The sequence below is a fragment of the Phenylobacterium aquaticum genome, assembly GCF_022695515.1.
GTDB classification, from domain to species: domain Bacteria; phylum Pseudomonadota; class Alphaproteobacteria; order Caulobacterales; family Caulobacteraceae; genus Phenylobacterium; species Phenylobacterium aquaticum.
In genome coordinates this window covers 17,665-35,362 of record NZ_JALDPT010000024.1, presented here as the reverse complement: position 1 = coordinate 35,362, position 17,698 = coordinate 17,665, and the positions used below count along the sequence as shown (strand labels likewise).

Below are 17,698 nucleotides of genomic sequence, written 5' to 3'. Positions count from 1 at the left end.
GTTGAACAGTCCGCCGCAATCGCGCCTTACATCGATTTAACTAGGTTCCGGGCGAGCCCCGCTCCCATGCTTGAGGGGTTGAGAGGGCTCCCATGTCGTTGGCCTTGGCCACCCTGATTTATGAATGGCGTCGCTATCTGGCGGCGGTGATCGCGCTGGCCTTTTCGGGCCTGCTGATCCTCGCCCAGGTCGGCATGTTCACCGGCATCGTGAAGGGCGCCACCGCGACCATCGACCGGTCGCGGGCCGACATCATGATCCTGGCGCCCAAGAACGAGAGCCTGATCAATTCCGGCCCCTCGGGCCTGCCGCGCCGCGTCCAGCCGCAGATCTATCTGAACCCCGAGGTGGTCGAGGTGGCCAGCTTCAACGGCGACGGCGCGCGGTGGAACAACCGCCCCGGCGAGGGCAAGAAGGCGATCACGACCTATGTCCAGGTCAATATGGTCGACACCCGCGAGGGCGCCGTCACCCTGCCCACCGACTATCCGGAAAGCGTCCGCCTGGCCCTGCAGGAGCCCTACGCCGTAGCGCTCGACCGCACGGCGCTCGCCCGGCTCGGCGTCAAGCTGGGCGACAGCGCAGCCCTGAACAACAAGACCGTCAAGGTCCGCGCCATTCTCGACAACTATCCCGACATCAACCAGCCCTCGGTGGTCATGTCCCGCGACACCATGCGCCTGCTGGGCATGGGCAGCCGCGGCGACCGGTCCGGCCCGCTGATGGTGCGGATCAAGGACCCGTCCCGGGCCGAGGCCGTGCGCGACCAGCTCAACGCGACCTCCGCCGGCGCCTACCGGGCCTGGACCCGCCAGGAGCTCTCCAAGGCCAACGAGGGCGCCCTGATGAAGGAGCAAATCATCGGCATCCTGTTGGGCTTCACTTTGTTCGTGGGCGTGCTGATTGGGGTGGGGATCACTTCCCAGACCCTGCGTGGGGCGATCCTCGCCAACATCAAGGAATTCGCCAGCCTTCGAGCCCTGGGCGTCTCAATGTTCTCCCTGAACCTGATCGTCATCGAACTCTCATTCTGGGTCGGCGTCGTCGGCCTGGGCGCGACGGCGATCTTCACCTACCTGGTGTCGCTGGTGGGCAAGTCGATCGGGCTGCCAATGGCCTTTCCTCTCGGCTGGGTGACGACGGTCACCATCCTGCTGCTGTCCATCTCGATCGTCTCCGGCCTGATGTCGCTGGGCGTCCTGAAGCGCAGCCAACCCGCGGACCTCCTGCGATGACCCCCCGCCACGCCATCCAGGCCAAGGGCCTGAGCAAGCGCTTCAAGACCGGCCGCACCTATATCGAAGTGCTGAAGTCGGTGGATTTCGACGCCCGCCATGGCGACGTGACCATGGTCATGGGCCCCTCGGGCTCGGGCAAGTCGACTCTGGTCGCCACCCTGTCGGGGCTCCTGAAGCCGGACAGCGGCGACGTCTGCGCGCTCGGCGAGGACCTCTGGGGTCTGCGCCAGGGCCGGATCGACAAGTTCCGCCTCGACCACTGCGGCTTCATCTTCCAGGGCTTTAACCTGTTCTCGGCCCTGACCGCCCTGGAGCAGGTGACGACGGTGCTGAAATACACCGGCCTCACCCCGGCCGAATGCAAGGAGCGGGCGGCGATCGCGCTGAATGAGGTGGGGCTGGGCTCGCGCCTCAACCAGCGCCCCTCGGAGCTATCGGGCGGCGAGAAGCAGCGGGTGGCCATCGCCCGGGCGCTCGCCAAGCAGCCGCGCCTCCTGTTCGCCGACGAACCCACCTCGGCGCTCGACGGCGAGAACGGCCAGATCGTCATCCAGCTCCTGCAGCGCGCGGCCAAGAGCCATGACGCGGCGGTGATCTGCGTGACCCACGACCCGCGGCTGGAAGCCTATGCCGACCGCATCATCCACATCGAAGACGGCCGCATCCTGGACGACCGGCGCACGACGCCGGAACGGGACGTCGCGGCCGAGCTCATCGGAGCCTGAAGACATGTTCGCCCTTTTCCGCCGCCCCGCGACCTGGATCGTTCTGGTCGTCGTCCTCGCCCTGGGCGCGGGCTTCGTCGTGATGCAGAACCAGGCCAAGGCCAAGCAGGCGGCCGCCGCCAAGCTCGCCGCCGCGGCCGCGCCCAAGAGCCCCTATGTCGCCATCGCCAACGGCAAGGCCGACGTCGAGGGCGGCATGATCCAGGTGGCCGCCCGCCGGGCCGGGATCGTCCGCGAGGTGCTGGTCAATGAGGGCGACCACGTGACCAAGGGCCAGGTCCTGGCCCGCCAGGAGGACGACGACGCGCGCCTGGCCGCCGCCCAGGCCGCCGCCGCCGCCAACCAGGCCCGCGCCCAGATCGCCGCCCTGCAGGTGCAGCTGGCCGCGGCGCGGCGCGAGCACAGCCGGCTGGCCACCTTGGCGGCCTCCAATTTCGTGGCCGCCCAGAAGCTCGACCAGGCGGGCGACACCATCCGCCAGGCCGAGGCCAACCTCGCCTATCAGCGCGCCGCCGTCGCCACGGCCGAGGCCGCCCTGGCCGAGGCGCGCTACAACCAGGACCTGACGGTGATCCGCGCCCCGGCCGACGGTCGCATCGCGCGGCGCTACGCCAATCCCGGCGCCGGCGCCTCGACCCTGAACGTCTCCACCATGTTCGACCTGGAGCCCGCCGCCCCGCACATCATCCGCGCCGAGGTGTCGGAAAGCGCCCTGCCCTTCGTCGCCATCGGCCAGACCGTGCAGGTGGCCACCGAGTCCGACCCGACCAAGATCTATAACGGCAAGGTCATGCGCGAGGCGGCCGTGTTCGGCGCCCGCAAGCTGCAGTCGGACGATCCTACCGAACGCGCCGACGACCGCGTGGTCGAGGTGGTGGTCAGCGCCGAGGGCGCCCCTTTCCTGATCGGTCAGCGCGTCCTGGTGAAGTTCATGCGCGGGGCGAGCGTCGCCGCCCTGCCCTAGACCCCGCTGCCGCTGGGGACGCTTGACGCCCGCCGTTCCGCACCGCACAACGCCGCCGCAATTCAAACCCTTGTTTGGGACCGGGAGAGACTTCCATGGCGGACATCCGCTTCGACGGCAAAGTAGCGATCGTGACCGGCGCGGGCGGCGGCCTGGGCAAGCAGCACGCCCTGGAATTGGCGCGCCGCGGCGCGAAGGTCGTGATCAACGACCTGGGCGGTTCGATGGACGGTTCGGGCGGGTCCTCCGCCGCGGCTGACGCCGTGGTCGAAGAGATCAAGGCCATGGGCGGCGAAGCCATCGCCAACGGCTCGTCGGTCACCGACGACGCCGGCGTCGCCCACATGGTCCAGCAGACCATGGACAAGTGGGGCCGCATCGACGTGCTGATCGCCAACGCCGGCATCCTGCGCGACAAGTCGTTCTCCAAGATGGAGATCGCCGACTTCGAGCTGGTGCTCAACGTCCACCTGATGGGCACCGTGAAGCCGACCAAGGCCGTGTGGGAGATCATGCGCGCCCAGAACTACGGCCGTATCGTCGTGACGACCTCGTCGTCGGGCCTGTACGGCAACTTCGGCCAGTCGAACTACGGCGCGGCCAAGCTCGGCATCATCGGCTTCATGAACACCATCAAGCTCGAAGGCCAGAAGAACAACATCCACATCAACGCCATCAGCCCGGTCGCCGCGACCCGCATGACCGAAGGCCTGATGCCGCCCGCGATGCTGGAAAAGCTGAAGCCGGAATACGTCACCCCCGGCGTGGTCTATCTGGCCTCAGACGAAGCCCCGACGGGCGCCATCCTGACCGCCGGCGCGGGCGCCTTCGCCCTGTCGCGCATCTATGAGACCGAGGGCGTCTATCTGGGCGAAGACGGTCTGTCGGTCGAGGAAGTCCGCGACAACTGGGCCAAGATCAGCGACCCGACCGGCCAGGCGGCTTACGTCAATGGCGGCGAACAAGGCGGCAAGTTCTTCCGCAAGCTCGCCGGCGGCTGATCGCCCTCTATACAATCCGAACACTGTTCGACGGGCGGCCGAAAGGTCGCCCGTCTTGCGTTTCGGTAACATAAAACCTCTTGCACGGGCGGGGTTGGCCGGGCGTAACTCGTTCCACGCATCCAGGCGCCGAAACAGGGGCCGGAGGCGGGAGGAAGCGCATTTGTCCCAGGCCCCGACGGCGGCGAGGCTCTCGCTGCCGACCATTCTCGCCTTTTCCGGCACCAGCCTGCCGCTCGCGGCCCTAGTGCTCGCGGTCGCCGTCCACCTGCCCCGCTATTTCGCCAGCCACCTGGGGGTCAGCCTGACCGTGGTCGGCGGCGCCTTCGCCCTGGTGCGGCTGATCGACATTCCCCTCGACCCGGCGCTCGGCGTGATCATGGACCGCACCCGCACGCGGTTCGGCCGCTATCGGCTCTGGACCCTGATCGGCGCCCCGATCCTGATGGCCGCCCTCTACATGTTGTTCATGGCCCCACCAGGCGTCGGCCGGTCCTATCTGATGGTCTGGCTGCTGGTCATGTACCTCGGGACCTCGATCCTGATCCTGTCGCACTCCGCCTGGGCCGCGTCCCTCGCCACCAGCTACAACGAGCGGGCCCGGATCTTCGGGATCATGGCCGCGGTCGGCGTGCTCGGCTCGGTGATGGTGCTGATCATTCCGATCGTCATGCACCGCCAGGGGTTCGAAGAGGGCGAGGGCGTCCGCGCCATGGGCTGGTTCCTGATCGCCATGACCCCGCTGGCGGTGGGCGTGGTGGTCTGGCGCACGCCGGAGAAGATCACCCGCCAGCAGTCCGAGGCGCGCTATCGCCTGGCCGACTATGCGGGCCTGTTCCGGCACGGCAATGTCTGGCGGATCATGGCCGCCGATCTGTGCCTGGCCCTGGGCCCGGGCTGGATGAGCGCGCTCTACATCTATTTCTCCAAGGACAGCCGCGGCTACACGGTCAATCAGGCCAATCTGCTGCTGGTGGTCTACATCCTGGCCGGGGTGGTCGCGCCGCACTTGGCTGGCTGGCCACGCGGATCAGCAAGCACCGGGCGATGATGGCCATCACCGGCCTCTATTCGCTCACCCTGCTCTCGCTGCTCGCCCTGCCCAGGGGCCAGGCCCTGGCGGCCGCGCCGGTCATGTTCCTGACCGGCTTCCTGGCCGCCGGCTTCACGGTCACCACCCGCGCCATCACCGCCGATGTGGGCGACGAGGTGCGGCTGCACGGCGGCAAGGAGCAGATCGGCCTGCTCTATGCGCTCACCTCCATGACCTCCAAGGTGGCCGGCGCCTTCTCGATCTTCCTGACCTACAGCGTGCTGGCGCGGATCGGCTTCGACCCCAAGGAGCATGCGGTCAACACGGCCGACGCCATCCGCGGCCTGGAGATCGCCTTCCTGTCGGGACCGATCCTGTTCGTGGCGCTCGGAGGCGCCTGCTTCGTCGGCTACAAGCTGAGCGCCGAGCGGCACGCGGAGATCCGCGCCGAGCTGGACGCCCGCGACGCCCTCTATGACGAGGCGCCCGTGCTGGAGGGCCTGACCTCTGAGCCCGCCCAGACCCTCGTGGAGAGCCGCTGATCCGCGCCGCCGCCCCTTGCGCGCGGTCGCCGCGCGGGGTCTGTTGCCGCCTTATTCGCCGGTTCGTCGGGGCCTGATTCAGGCTCGGTCGTCCGGACCATTTTCAACGACGGCGCATTTCATTCGCGCCACTAGATTTCGGAGACGTCCATGGCCGGCAGTCCGCGCCTATCCCTGCCCGTGGTTTCAGCCTTCAGCGCCACGGCGGCGCCGATCGCGGCCATCGCGCTCGTCATGGGGGTCTATCTGCCCCGGTTCTTCACCAGCCATATCGGCCTGACCCTGGGCGCCGTGGGCGCGGCCTTCGGCATCGTCCGCCTGATCGACATGGCGGTCGACCCGCTGCTGGGCCTGGCCATGGACCGCACCAAGATCGGCTTTGGCCGCTACCGGCCCTGGCTGGTGCTGGGCGCCCCGATCGTGATGGCGGCGACCTACATGCTGTTCCTGGCGAGCCCCGGGATCAGCCTCGGCTACCTGATCACCTGGCTCCTGATCCTCTATGTGGGGGTGTCGATCCTGACCCTGGCCCAGGCCGCCTGGGGCGCCTCGATCGCCACGGGCTATCACGACCGCAGCCGGGTCTATGGGGTGATCCAGGCCGTCGGCGTGCTGGGCTCGGTGATGATCCTGCTGCTGCCCCTGCTGCTGGCCGGCAAGCCCGCCGGGGCGCATGGCGGGGTCGGGGCCATGGGCTGGTTCCTGATCATCACGACGCCCCTGACCGTGCTGCTGTGCGTGCTGGTCACGCCGGAGCGGATCGCGCCGCCCAGCGACAGCGAGGAGCGGGTGCGGCTGGCCGACTACTGGGCCCTGATCACCCGCCCGGAAATGCTGCGCCTGGTGTTCGCCGACTTCGTCATCGCGCTCGGCCCGGGCACCACTGCGGCCCTGTACCTGTTCTTCTTCCACGACGCCCGCCACTACACCGGGCCCCAGACCTCGATCCTGCTGCTGTTCTACATCGCCGCCGGCCTGGTCGGCTCGATGTTCTGGGGCTGGCTCGCCCAGAAGACCGGCAAGCACCGGGCGCTGATGGTCTCGGCCGTCGCCTACGCGGTCGCCCAGTCGATGCTGATGATCATTCCGCCGGCCACCATGTCGCTCGCCATTCCCGGCATGTTCGGCGTGGGCTTCGTCGCCTCGGGCTTCGTGCCGATCGTGCGCGCCATGGTCGCCGACGTGGCCGACGAGGTCAGGCTGGAGACCGGCAAGGAGCGGGCCGGCCTGCTCTACGCCCTGGTCACCACCACCCAGAAGATCGGCGCGGCGATCACCGTGACGGTCAGCTACACCGTGCTGCAGCTGGTGGGCTACAACCCCAAGGAAGGCGCGGTGAACACGCCCGACGCCATCCACGGCCTGGAGCTCTGCTACGTCTTCGCCCCCATCCTGCTGGTGTTCCTGGGCGGCGCGGCCTTCATCGGCTGGAAGCTCGACGCCAACCGCCACGGCGAGGTGCGCCGCCAGCTGGATATCCGCGATGCGCTCGCCGCCGAGGCCGCCCAGCTGACCACCGCCTCGGGCATCAGCCTGGGCGGGGAGCCTCCGGCCGCCAATCAGCGCTGATCCCGGATCGGTTCTGGCGCCGGGTACGGCGCCGGAACCGCCGAAAGGGGCTTGCGCAAACGCCGACCGCACGGTCTGTTTCCGATCATTAGCGCCCCGTCAGAGGGCGACCATTGATTTTGAGGAGACGCCCCGTGTCCAATCCCTCCGCCTCCCCGGCGGCTGGTCGGCTGTCGACGCCCACCATATTCGCCTTCGCCAGCGCCGGCATTCCCGCCGTCATGCTGCAGCTGATCCTGGGAACCTATCTGCCGCGCTTCTATGCCGGCCACCTCGGCATCGCGCTCACCGCCGTCGCCGGGGCCGTGGCCCTGGTGCGGCTGATCGACATCGGCTTCGACCTGATCATCGGCTTCGGCATGGACCGCACCCGCACGCGGTTCGGCCGCTATCGGGTCTGGTTCGCGCTGGGCGTCCCGCTGCTCGCCTACGCCACCTACAAGATCCTCAATCCGCCGGTGGACGCCGGGGTCAGCTATCTGATCACCTGGCTGCTGATCATCTATACCGGCACCTCGATCGTCACCCTGTCGCACGCCGCCTGGGCCGCGGCGCTCGCCACCGGCTACAACGAGCGCAGCCGCATCTATGGCTGGATGCAGGCGGTCGGCGTCATGGGCTCGGTCAGCCTCCTGATGACCCCGATCCTGACCCACGGCGCGATCCAGCCCGGCAAGGGCGAGAGCATGTCGGCCATCGCCTGGATCATCATCGGCCTGTTGCCCTTCACCACCGCCGCCAGCGTGTTCTTCGCACCGGAGAAGCCGGCGGCGACGGACCACAAGGCCGCGGGTCTGAAGGACTATCTGGCGGTGTTCACCACGCCCGGCATGTTCCGCCTGGTGCTGGCCGACCTGTTCCTGGTGCTGGGTCCCGGCACCACCTCGCCGATCTACATCTTCTTCTTCCACGACGCGAAAGGCTTCCCGATCAAGGAGGTCAGCCTGCTGCTGATCCCCTATATCGGCGCCGGCCTCGTGGGGGCGCCGGTCTGGGCGCGCATCGCCCAGAAGCTCGGCAAGCACCGCACTCTGCAGATCGCCTGCGTCTGCTACGCCATCTGCCAGACCGCCCTGATGGCCCTGCCCAAGGCCGAGTTCGCCATGACGGCGGTCGGCATGTTCGCTGTCGGCTTCTGCGCCTCGGCCTTCGTGCTGCTGATCCGCGCCATGGTCGCCGACATCTCCGACCAGATCCGCCTGGAGACCGGCCAGAACCAGGCCGGCCTGCTCTACGCCCTGGTCACGGTGACCCAGAAGTTCGGCTCCTCGATCACCGTGGCCATCGTCTTCCCGATCCTGGCGGCGGTCGGCTACAACGCGAAGGACGAGGCGGTGAACACCGAGGCCGCCATCCACGGCCTGGAGATGTGCTACCTCTTCGCGCCGATCATCCTGGTGCTGGTCGGGGGCGCGCTGTTCTTCGGCTACAAGCTGGACAAGGACCGCCACGCCGACATCCGCCGCCAGCTCGATGACCGCGACGCCGCGCTCACCGAAGCCCTGGAGGCCGAACCGCTGTCGGGCCTGTCGACGGGTCCCGGCGGAACCGCGCCGGTGCGATAGGAACGCTCTGCCCTCGCCCCCTGGGGGCGAGGGTTCAGCTCAGCAGCTTGGCCATCGCCGCGAAGACCTGGGCCGAGGCACTGTCGGGGGCGGTGGCGACCACGGGCTTGCCGTCGTCGCAGGCCTGGCGCAGCGCCATGTCGAGCGGGATCTCGGCCAGCAGGGGCACGCCCAGCTTGGCGGCCTCGGCCCTGGCCCCGCCCTCGCCGAAGATCGGGATGCGGGCGCCTGATGCATCGACGAACCAGGCCATGTTCTCGACCACGCCCAGGATCGGGGTAGCGGTCTTGACGTACATGGCCGCGGCCCGGCGGGCGTCGATGAGGGCGATCTCCTGGGGCGTGGAGACAATGATCACCCCGTCCAGCTTCAGCTTCTGGACCAGGGTCAGCTGGATGTCGCCGGTGCCGGGCGGCAGGTCGACGACCAGCACGTCGAGGGGCTCCGCGGCCGAGCCCCAGGCCACGTCATGCACCATCTGGCGCGCGGCGGAGGAGGCCATGGGTCCCCGCCAGATCATCGGCGCCGCCTCATCGACCAGGAAGCCGATGGACATCACCTTGATGCCCCAGGCCTCCAGCGGGATCAGCTTCTTCTCCGGCCCGAATCCGGGCTCGCCATCGACCCCCAGCATGCGCGGAGCCGAGGGGCCATAGACGTCGGCGTCCAGCAGGCCGACCCGCAGGCCCTGGCGGGCCAGGGCCACGGCGAGATTCACCGAAATGGTCGACTTGCCGACCCCGCCCTTGCCGCTGGCCACGGCGATGACCTTTTTCACATGGGCGGGACGCTCGGCCTCGGCCGGCGGCGCGGGCTGGGCCTGGGGGTCGTGGGCGAGGCGGGCGCCCTTACGGACCCGGGTGACGCCCGGTCCGGGCGGCGGGGCGGGCGGCGCCTCGGCGGTCAGCACCACCTGGGCGCGGGTGACGCCGGGCAGGCCGGCCAGCAGCGTCTCGGCGGCGTCGCGCACCGGGGCGTACTGCTCGACCTGATCGGCGGGAACCTCGAGCATGAAGCCCGCCGGCCGGGCGCGAGGATCAGGCCACGGACCAGTCCGGCGTCGGACAATCCCTGCCCGCTCCGCGGATCGATCACCTGGTTCAGCACGGCCATCAGGCCGGCGCGGTCGAGAGGGGCGTCAGGGGTCATGAGGTCTTTGTCGGGCTTTGTCTTGCTTTGCCGGTGGGGCCGCCTCATATCCGGCTGACAGCGCCGGTTTACAAGTCCGCTCGGGGACCTGTGCGACGCGGCCGCGCCGAGATCAGAAGTCAGACGACGCGACCATGCCCTGGAATGACAATGCAAACCCCGGCCCCTGGGGATCGCCGTCCAACGGCGGCGACGGGGAACGACGCGATCCGCCCCGCGGCGGCCGTGGCCCTGGCGGGCCCGGAGGTCCGCGCCGGCCCGGCGGGCCCGACATCCCGCCCTCCTTCGACGACGCCATGCGCCGCTTCCGCGGCCTGCTGGGCGGTCCGGGCGCGCCGCGCTCCGGCGTGGCGGTGATTGTCGCCGCCGTGGCCTTCGGGATCTGGGCGCTGTCCGGCCTCTATGTGGTCCAGTCTAACGAGCAGGCGGTGGTGACCACCTTCGGCCGCTACACCCGCTCGGAATCGCCCGGCCTGCGCTATCACCTGCCCTCCCCCATCGAGGCGGTCGAGAAGGTCGCGGTGACCAGCCTGAACCGAACCGACATCGGCGGATCAGGCAGCACGGACGCGCCCGAGCAGAGCCTGATGCTGACCGGCGACGAGAACATCGTCGACCTGGACTTCAGCGTGACCTGGCGGGTCAGCGACGCGGCCGCCTATCTCTTCACCGTGCGCGACCCGAACGACGGCGTTCAGGCCGCCGCCGAGAGCGCCATGCGCGAGGTGATCGGCAAGACCACCCTGGGCTCGATCATGACCAGCGGCCGAGGCCAGGTGCAGATCGAGACGGCCGAATTGATGCAGAAGACCCTGGACCGCTGGGGCGCCGGCGTCACCGTGGTCGAGGTCCAGATCCGCTCCGCCAATCCACCGGCCGAGGTGATCGACGCCTTCCGTCAGGTGGCCAACGCCCAGCAGGACGCCGAGAGCAAGGTCAACGAGGCCAACACCTACAAGAACCGCGTGGTCAATGAGGCCAAGGGCGACGCCTCGGCCATCACCCAGTCGGCCGAGGGCTATCGCGAGCAGGCGGTGCGCGAGGCCAAGGGCGAGGCCGCGCGCTTCAACCAGATCTATGCGGAATATCGCCGCGCGCCGGCCGTGACCCGCCAGAGGCTCTATATCGAGACCATGCAGCGGGTGCTGGCCAAGTCGAACAAGGTGGTGGTGGACGGCAAGGGGACCAGCGCCCCGATCATCCTGCCGCCGGACGTCTTCAAGCCGCGCAATACGCCCGTGGCCGCCCCGCCGCCCTCGGCCTCCGACGGCCCCGCGGCCTCGGGCTCCGTCATTCCCGGAGCCGCCCGATGACCCGCGCCCAGATCGCCGCCCTCGTCACGGCCGTTTTCGCCTTCGTGCTGCTCAGCAACACCCTGTTCGTGGTCGAGCAGCGCGAGCAGGCCATCGTGCTGAACTTCGGAGAGCCCGTGCGCGTCATCAACGCCATGGGCGCCGATGATCCCGGCCTGCACCTCAAGGCGCCGTTCATCGAGAACGTCATCAAGGTCGACAAGCGCAACCTGCCCCTGGTCGCCGACAAGGAAGAGATCGTCGACGTCAACCAGAAGCGCCTGGTGGTCGACGCCTTCGTTCGCTACCGGATCTCCAATCCGCTCCAGTACTACCGGACCCTGCGCACCGAGACGATCGCCCAGGACCGCGTCGAGCGGCTGGTGAATTCCTCCCTGCGCCAGATCCTGGGCTCGGCCACCACCGAGCAGATCGTCTCGACCAAGCGCGGCGACCTGATGGCCGCCACCAAGCGCGACGTCGAGACCCGGGCCAAGGCCTCGGGCCTGGGCATCGAAATCATCGACGTCCGGATCAAGCGCGCCGACCTGCCCCAGGGCAATCAGGAGGCGGTGTTCCGGCGCATGCGCACCAGCCGCGAGCAGGAAGCGGCGGGCATCCGCGCCGGCGGCGAACAGCAGAAGCGCGAGATCATCGCCGAGGCCAACAAGGAGGTCGCCATCACGCTCGCCACCGCCACCGAGGAGGCCGAGAACGTCCGCGGCCAGGGCGACGGCCTGCGCACGCGGATCTTCGCCCAGAGCTTCGGCAAGGACCCGAGCTTCGCGGCTTTCTATCGGTCCATGCAGGCTTATGAGGCGTCGCTCGGACAGGGCGACACGACCATGGTGCTCTCGCCGGACAGCGCCTTCTTCAAGTACTTCGAGCGCGGGCCGGGCGCGAAATAGCCTTGGCTGAGCTGGTCGTCCCGCATGTCCGCTACATGGCCTCGTTCCTTGAGGCCCTGCATGAGGGCTACAGCCGCGACAACCTGCGCCCCGAGACGCCTAAGAGCATCGCCGAGGTTGAGGCTGATCCCCTCGCCTTCCTGGACAGCCAGCTCAATCCGCCGGACACCTTCGTCCAGCCGGACGGCTCCCTTGGCCAAGCCATGCCGTGGACGGCTCTGTGGTGGGTGGAGAACTACCGGTTCTTGGGCACAGTGCATGTGCGCCATGAGCTCAACGAGAGCCTGTCGAGGGTCGGCGGCCACGTGGGCTACGCTATGCGCCCGTCAGCCCGCGGCCAGGGTCACGCGAGCGCCGCCCTGGCGGCCGGCCTCGACTGGATCCGCGCGAACCTTCCCTTGAAGCGCGTGCTGCTGACCGTGAATCCCAGCAACTCGCATTCGATCCGTGTCATCCAGAAGAACGGCGGGGTTCACACCCAGACCGTCCCGCACATCTGGCGGCCAGGCGAAGAGGCCATGCACTTCTGGATCGAGCTCTAGCCGAGCCAGCCCCGCACCTCGTGCAGGTCGGTGGCGATGCGGACGCAGAGCTCGCGCATCTCGTCGGTGGGATGCAGCATGTCGGGCACCATCACCGTCATCATGCCGGCCGCCGCCGCGGCGCGGACGCCGTTGTGGCTGTCCTCAAGGGCCAGGCACAGATGCGGCGCGACCCCCAGCCGCTCGGCGGCGAGCAGGTAGGGATCCGGATTGGGCTTAGGCCGGGCGTAGTCGCCGTGCGCCACCACCGCGTGGAAGCGGTCGCGCAGGCCGTGATGGCCCATATGGTGCTCGACCTCGCGGTGATGCGAGGAGGTGGCGATGGCCCGCGGCAGGCCCAGTTCGTCCAGCCGGTCGAGGATCTCCACCACTCCGGTCTTGAGGGCCAGCTCCACGGCCGCCAATTCATGGAACTTCAGGCTGGCCGCGGCGCGGAAGGCCGTGGCGTCGAAGTCGGCGCCGAAGTGGTCCAGCAACTGGTGTTCGTTGTGGGCCCAGGTCAGGCCGACCATGTTCAGAAACAGGGCCTTGGGGAACTCGAGCCCCATCCCGGCCGCCGTGGCGACGACGGCGGCGTGATAGACGGTCTCGGTGTCGACCAGGAGGCCGTCCATGTCGAACACGACGGCTTGGGGAACGCGGGGAAGGCTCATGGGCCGCTGACTAGCGCAGGTTGCGACCCGGCGGAAATCACACCGCGCTTCAGTCCGTGACGAAGTCGGCCTGGGCGTAGCCCTGGAAATAGAGCAGCGCCGTCAGGTCGGCGTGGTCGACCTTGGCGTCGGCCTGGGCGGCGACGATCGGCTTGGCCCGATAGGCGACGCCGAGCCCCGCGGCTTCGATCATGGCGAGATCATTGGCGCCGTCGCCGATGGCGAGGGTCTCTGACAGGTCCAGGCCCAGCGCCTTCGCCTCGCCCGCCAGGGCGGCCAGCTTGGCCTCGCGGCCCAGGATCGGTTCGCCGACCGTGCCGGTGAGCGCGCCGTCCGCCTCGCCCAGCGTATTGGCGCGATCCTCGTGGAAGCCTGCGGCGACAGCCACCCGGGAGGTGAAGAAGGTGAAGCCGCCGGAGACCAGCAGGCAGCGGGCGCCCGAGGCGGCCATGGTGCGCACGAAGGTCCGGGCGCCGGGGTTCAGGCGGACGCGCTGGTCATAGGCCAGTTGCAGATCGGCGACCGGCAGCCCCTTCAGCATGGCCACCCGTTCGCGCAGAGCGCCCTCGAATTCCAGCTCACCGCGCATGGCGCGCTCGGTGATCGCCGAGACCTGGGCCTTCACCCCGGCGAAGTCAGCCAGCTCGTCCAGGCATTCGCAGCCGATGATGGTGGAGTCCATGTCGGCGACCAGCAGCTTCTTGCGCCGGCCGTTCCAGGGCTGGACGCAGAGGTCGATGGGCGCGCCCTCCAGCACGGTCGCGGCGGCGGCGCGGATGGCGTCGATGTGCTCGCCCTCAAGCGCGAGGTCGAGGGCGCCGGGGCCGAGCGGCCTTGGCTCCTTGACGCGGGCCCCCGCGGCTGCGAGCGCTGGGGCGAGACGGCCGAGGGCGGCCTGGACCTGGTCCGGTTGCGGACTGACGAGGGTGAGAGCGATCTGCATGACGCGCCGCATCTGGCTGATCGCCGGGCCTACGGCAAGCGGCAAGTCGGCCCTGGCGCTGCGTCTGGCCGAGGCGACGGGGGCCGAGATCATCGGCGCCGACGCCCTGCAGCTCTATCGCGACATCCCGATCCTGAGCGCCGCCCCCAGTGCGGCCGAGCGCGCCCGGGTCCGCCACCACCTGGTGGGCGAGGTCGACGCCGCCGAGGGCTGGTCGGTCGGTCACTGGCAGAGGGCGGCCCTGGCGCGGCTGGCCGAGATCCCCGGATCCGTGGTGATCGTGGGCGGGACCGGGCTCTATTTCCGGGCCCTGACCCACGGCCTGGCCGAGGTGCCGCCGATCCCCGAGACGTTGCGGGAGGCTGCGCGGCGGAAAGTTCATACAGTTCTTGAACAGGACTTCCGTGAGGAACTTGCACAACGAGACCCACTTGCCGCCGCGCGGATCTCGCCCGGGGACAAGCAGCGGCTGGCGCGCGCCTGGGAGGTGCTGGAGGCGACGGGCCGCAGCCTGAGCGACTGGCAGGCCGACAGCACCGGCGCCCTGCCTGCCGGAAGCTGGACGGCGGTGGCCCTCGAGCCGCCTCGCGACGCCCTCTATGACCGTTGCGACCAGAGGCTGGAGGCCATGGTCGAGGCGGGCGTCCTGGCCGAGGTCGAGGCCCTGGCGGCGCGCCGGCTGGCCCCCGCCCTGCCCGCCCTGAAGGCGGTCGGCTATCGCGAGTTCGCCGCTCATCTGGCGGGCGAGACCAGCCTGAAGTCCGCCATCGCGGCGGCGCAGATGGAGACCCGCCGCTACGCCAAGCGCCAGACCACCTGGATGCGCGGCCAGATGGCCGACTGGTCGCGGATCACCGCCGTCGCGCCCGAGGAACAGTGGAGGCAGTTTATTGCCCTCGACCCCGGCTTGACGCTCTGATCGGGGCATGCGATGACCCCCACGATAGCGTTTGGAGCAAACCGTTGCGCCGCATCCTTGTACTCGTAAGGCGACCCGCCGCGGACTGACGATGTCGTCAGCCGTGAAAGGTCGCTTGCACCCGGGCCCCTAGAGGGCCTTTTTTATTGCCCCATCAAGGCCGAACGTCATGACCGCCCACCAAACCATCCAAGCCGACACCGCCAAGCAGGATCAGGAGATCCTCACCGGCGCGGAGATCGTCGTCCGCTCGCTGATCGACCAGGGGGTCGAGGTGCTGTTCGGCTATCCGGGCGGGGCGGTGCTGCCGATCTATGACGCGCTCTTCAACGAGCCCCGGCTGCAGCACGTTCTGGTCCGTCACGAGCAGGGGGCGACCCACGCCGCCGAGGGCTATGCGCGCTCGACCGGCAAGCCCGGCGTGGTCCTGGTCACCTCCGGCCCCGGCGCGACCAACGCCATCACCGGCATCGTCGACGCCCTGATGGACTCCATCCCGCTGATCGTCATCACCGGCCAGGTCGCCACCCACCTGATCGGCACCGACGCCTTCCAGGAATGCGACACGATCGGCATCACGCGGTCGATCACCAAGCACAACTACCTGGTCAAGGACGTGGCCGAGCTGCCGCGGATCATGCACGAGGCCTTCCACATCGCCACCTCGGGCCGTCCGGGCCCGGTGGTCATCGACATCCCCAAGGACGTCCAGTTCTCCAAGGCCGGCTATCAGGGGCCGAACGAGGTCACCTGGGCGCACAACTATCATCCGCGCACCAAGGGCGACGCGGGCCGGATCGCCGAGGCCGTGGCCCTGATCGCCGGCGCCCGGCGGCCGATCCTCTACACCGGCGGCGGCGTGATCAACGCCGGCCCCAAGGCGGCCGAGCTGCTGCGCGAGTTCGCCACCCTGACCGGCGCGCGGTCACCTCGACCCTGATGGGCCTGGGCGCCTTCCCGGCCTCGGATCCGAAGTGGCTGGGCATGCTGGGCATGCACGGCAGCTTCGAGGCCAACAACGCCATGCACGACTGCGACGTCATGGTGGCGATCGGCGCGCGCTTCGACGACCGGGTCACCGGCCGCCTGGACGCCTTCGCCCCGCATTCCAAGAAGATCCATATCGACATCGACGCCTCGTCGATCTCCAAGAACGTCCGGGTCGATATCGGCATCGTCGGCGACGCCGGCAGCGTGCTGGAGGACATGATCGCCGCCTGGAAGTCCCGCAACCTGTCGATCGACAAGGCGGCCATGGGCGACTGGTGGCGGCAGATCGAGGCCTGGCGCGCCCGCCAGTCGTTCCGCTATGCGCCGGACGCGGAGTACATCAAGCCGCAGTACGCCATCGAGCGCCTGTACGCGCTCACCCGCGACAAGGACGTCTACATCACCACAGAGGTCGGTCAGCACCAGATGTGGGCCGCCCAGTTCTTCCACTTCGACGAGCCGAACCGCTGGATGACCTCCGGCGGCCTGGGCACCATGGGCTATGGCCTGCCGGCCGCGCTGGGCGTGCAGATGGCCCATCCGGGCGCTCTGGTGGTCGACATCGCCGGCGACGCCTCGGTGCAGATGACCATGCAGGAAATGTCGACGGCCATGCAGTACGGCCTGCCGATCAAGATCTTCATCCTCAACAACGAGTGGATGGGCATGGTGCGCCAATGGCAGCAGCTGCTGCACGGCGAGCGCTATTCGCACTCCTATTCCGAGAGCCTGCCGGACTTCGTGAAGATGGCCGAGGCCTTCGGGGCTCTGGGCCTGCGCGCCCAGCATCCCAGCGAGCTGGACGAGAAGCTGAAGCAGATGATCGACTATGACGGCCCGGTGCTGTTCGACTGCCGGGTGACCAAGGACGAGAACTGCTTCCCGATGATCCCGTCCGGCAAGGCCCACAACGAGATGATCCTCGCCGACGACGGCCGCGATCTTGGCGGCATCATCGACGACGCGGGCAAGCGTCTGGTCTGATCCCATGCCAGCGCTGGATCGGACCCCCGAGACCGGCGCTCCAGAGACCTGGCGCCGGATCGCCGAAACGACCGCCCGGCTGGGCTTCGACATGCCGTCGGAGCCCAGGACGGGCGCCTTCCTGAAGATGCTCGCCGCCGCCAAGCCCGGCGGCCGGATGCTGGAGCTGGGCACCGGTACGGGCCTGGCCACCGCCTGGCTGCTGGCCGGGATGGATGCGGATGCGCGGCTGACCAGCGTGGACGTCGCGCCCGACCTGCAGGCCGTGGCCCGCGCCGAGCTGGGCGACGATCCCCGCGTGGAGTTCGTGATCGAGGACGGCCTGGCCTTCCTGCAGCGCCAGACTCCCGCCAGCTATGACCTGATCTTCGCCGACGCCATGCCGGGCAAGTATGAGGGGCTGGAGGACGCCCTGGCTCGGGTGAGACCCGGCGGGATCTGGATCGGCGACGACATGCTGCTCCAAGGCAACTGGCCTGATGGGCATGAGGCGCGGGTAGCGGGGTTGCTGCAAGCCTTGCAGGGCCGAGAGGGCTGGGCCGTGGTGGAGATGGCCTGGGCGTCGGGGCTGGTGGTGGCGGTGCGGCGGAAGCTTTAGCTCAAAGCCACACCTTAACAGCCGCTAGAGCGATTTCTCTCGACGGGACGCACGCCTACCGCGCTCCAACTCCGCTATGATCC

General features: G+C 68.9%; 13 protein-coding genes and 3 pseudogenes. 13 read left to right on the top strand and 3 right to left on the bottom strand.

What is annotated here, in order from left to right; genetic code table 11:
• The first annotated feature begins 92 nt into the window (after positions 1 to 92).
• The 7 genes and pseudogenes from MQH10_RS16925 to MQH10_RS16895 all read left to right on the top strand — a co-directional run bounded on the left by MQH10_RS16925 (position 93) and on the right by MQH10_RS16895 (position 8,637).
• Complete coding sequence (locus tag MQH10_RS16925) at positions 93 to 1,235, top strand: ABC transporter permease (RefSeq protein WP_242565190.1); 1,143 nt, start codon at positions 93 to 95, stop codon at positions 1,233 to 1,235.
• Positions 1,232 to 1,963 carry an ABC transporter ATP-binding protein gene (locus tag MQH10_RS16920; RefSeq protein WP_242565189.1) on the top strand — a complete coding sequence of 244 codons (732 nt, stop codon included), beginning with the start codon at positions 1,232 to 1,234 and terminating at the stop codon, positions 1,961 to 1,963. The genes MQH10_RS16925 and MQH10_RS16920 overlap by 4 nt, the downstream gene beginning before the upstream one ends.
• A gap of 4 nt (positions 1,964 to 1,967) precedes the next feature.
• A complete protein-coding gene (locus tag MQH10_RS16915) occupies positions 1,968 to 2,927 on the top strand; it encodes an HlyD family secretion protein (protein WP_242565188.1) in 960 nt (319 codons plus the stop codon).
• Between the two features lie 95 nt (positions 2,928 to 3,022).
• Entirely contained in the window at positions 3,023 to 3,928 is a 906-nt protein-coding gene (locus MQH10_RS16910; protein ID WP_242565187.1) for an SDR family NAD(P)-dependent oxidoreductase, read from the top strand.
• A pseudogene (locus MQH10_RS26895) lies at positions 3,879 to 5,503 on the top strand (MFS transporter). The gene MQH10_RS16910 and the pseudogene MQH10_RS26895 overlap by 50 nt, the downstream one beginning before the upstream one ends.
• Positions 5,504 to 5,653: 150 nt before the next feature.
• The gene (locus MQH10_RS16900; RefSeq protein ID WP_242565186.1) at positions 5,654 to 7,072 is read left to right on the top strand and encodes an MFS transporter; all 1,419 of its coding nucleotides are present in this window, start codon (positions 5,654 to 5,656) and stop codon (positions 7,070 to 7,072) included.
• A gap of 134 nt (positions 7,073 to 7,206) precedes the next feature.
• The gene (locus tag MQH10_RS16895; protein ID WP_242565185.1) at positions 7,207 to 8,637 is read left to right on the top strand and encodes an MFS transporter; all 1,431 of its coding nucleotides are present in this window, start codon (positions 7,207 to 7,209) and stop codon (positions 8,635 to 8,637) included.
• Between the two features lie 34 nt (positions 8,638 to 8,671).
• Here MQH10_RS16895 and MQH10_RS16890 read toward each other — a convergent pair.
• A pseudogene (locus tag MQH10_RS16890) lies at positions 8,672 to 9,786 on the bottom strand (Mrp/NBP35 family ATP-binding protein).
• Between the two features lie 296 nt (positions 9,787 to 10,082).
• Here MQH10_RS16890 and hflK point away from each other — a divergent pair.
• The 3 genes from hflK to MQH10_RS16875 are packed head-to-tail and all read left to right on the top strand — an operon-like array spanning position 10,083 to position 12,528.
• On the top strand, positions 10,083 to 11,099 hold the full coding sequence (hflK, locus tag MQH10_RS16885; RefSeq protein WP_242565184.1) for an FtsH protease activity modulator HflK: 1,017 nt from the start codon (positions 10,083 to 10,085) through the stop codon (positions 11,097 to 11,099).
• Positions 11,096 to 11,986 (top strand): protease modulator HflC, encoded by an 891-nt coding sequence (gene hflC, locus MQH10_RS16880; RefSeq protein ID WP_242565183.1) that lies wholly within the window; start codon positions 11,096 to 11,098, stop codon positions 11,984 to 11,986. The genes hflK and hflC overlap by 4 nt, the downstream gene beginning before the upstream one ends.
• A 2-nt stretch (positions 11,987 to 11,988) precedes the next feature.
• Complete coding sequence (locus MQH10_RS16875; RefSeq protein WP_242565182.1) at positions 11,989 to 12,528, top strand: GNAT family N-acetyltransferase; 540 nt, start codon at positions 11,989 to 11,991, stop codon at positions 12,526 to 12,528.
• Here MQH10_RS16875 and MQH10_RS16870 read toward each other — a convergent pair.
• Both MQH10_RS16870 and serB read right to left on the bottom strand, forming a co-directional pair.
• A complete protein-coding gene (locus MQH10_RS16870; RefSeq protein WP_242565181.1) occupies positions 12,525 to 13,181 on the bottom strand; it encodes an HAD family hydrolase in 657 nt (218 codons plus the stop codon). The genes MQH10_RS16875 and MQH10_RS16870 overlap by 4 nt on opposite strands.
• Before the next feature lie 49 nt (positions 13,182 to 13,230).
• On the bottom strand, positions 13,231 to 14,124 hold the full coding sequence (serB, locus tag MQH10_RS16865; RefSeq protein WP_242565180.1) for a phosphoserine phosphatase SerB: 894 nt from the start codon (positions 14,122 to 14,124) through the stop codon (positions 13,231 to 13,233).
• Between serB and miaA the strand changes: the two genes are divergently transcribed.
• The 3 genes and pseudogenes from miaA (at position 14,123) to MQH10_RS16850 (ending at position 17,615) form a co-directional block, all read left to right on the top strand.
• A complete protein-coding gene (miaA, locus tag MQH10_RS16860) occupies positions 14,123 to 15,043 on the top strand; it encodes a tRNA (adenosine(37)-N6)-dimethylallyltransferase MiaA (protein ID WP_242565179.1) in 921 nt (306 codons plus the stop codon). The genes serB and miaA overlap by 2 nt on opposite strands.
• Before the next feature lie 169 nt (positions 15,044 to 15,212).
• A pseudogene (locus tag MQH10_RS16855) lies at positions 15,213 to 17,017 on the top strand (acetolactate synthase 3 large subunit).
• A 4-nt stretch (positions 17,018 to 17,021) separates the two neighbouring features.
• Complete coding sequence (locus MQH10_RS16850) at positions 17,022 to 17,615, top strand: O-methyltransferase (protein ID WP_242565178.1); 594 nt, start codon at positions 17,022 to 17,024, stop codon at positions 17,613 to 17,615.
• The last annotated feature ends 83 nt before the right edge of the window (positions 17,616 to 17,698 follow it).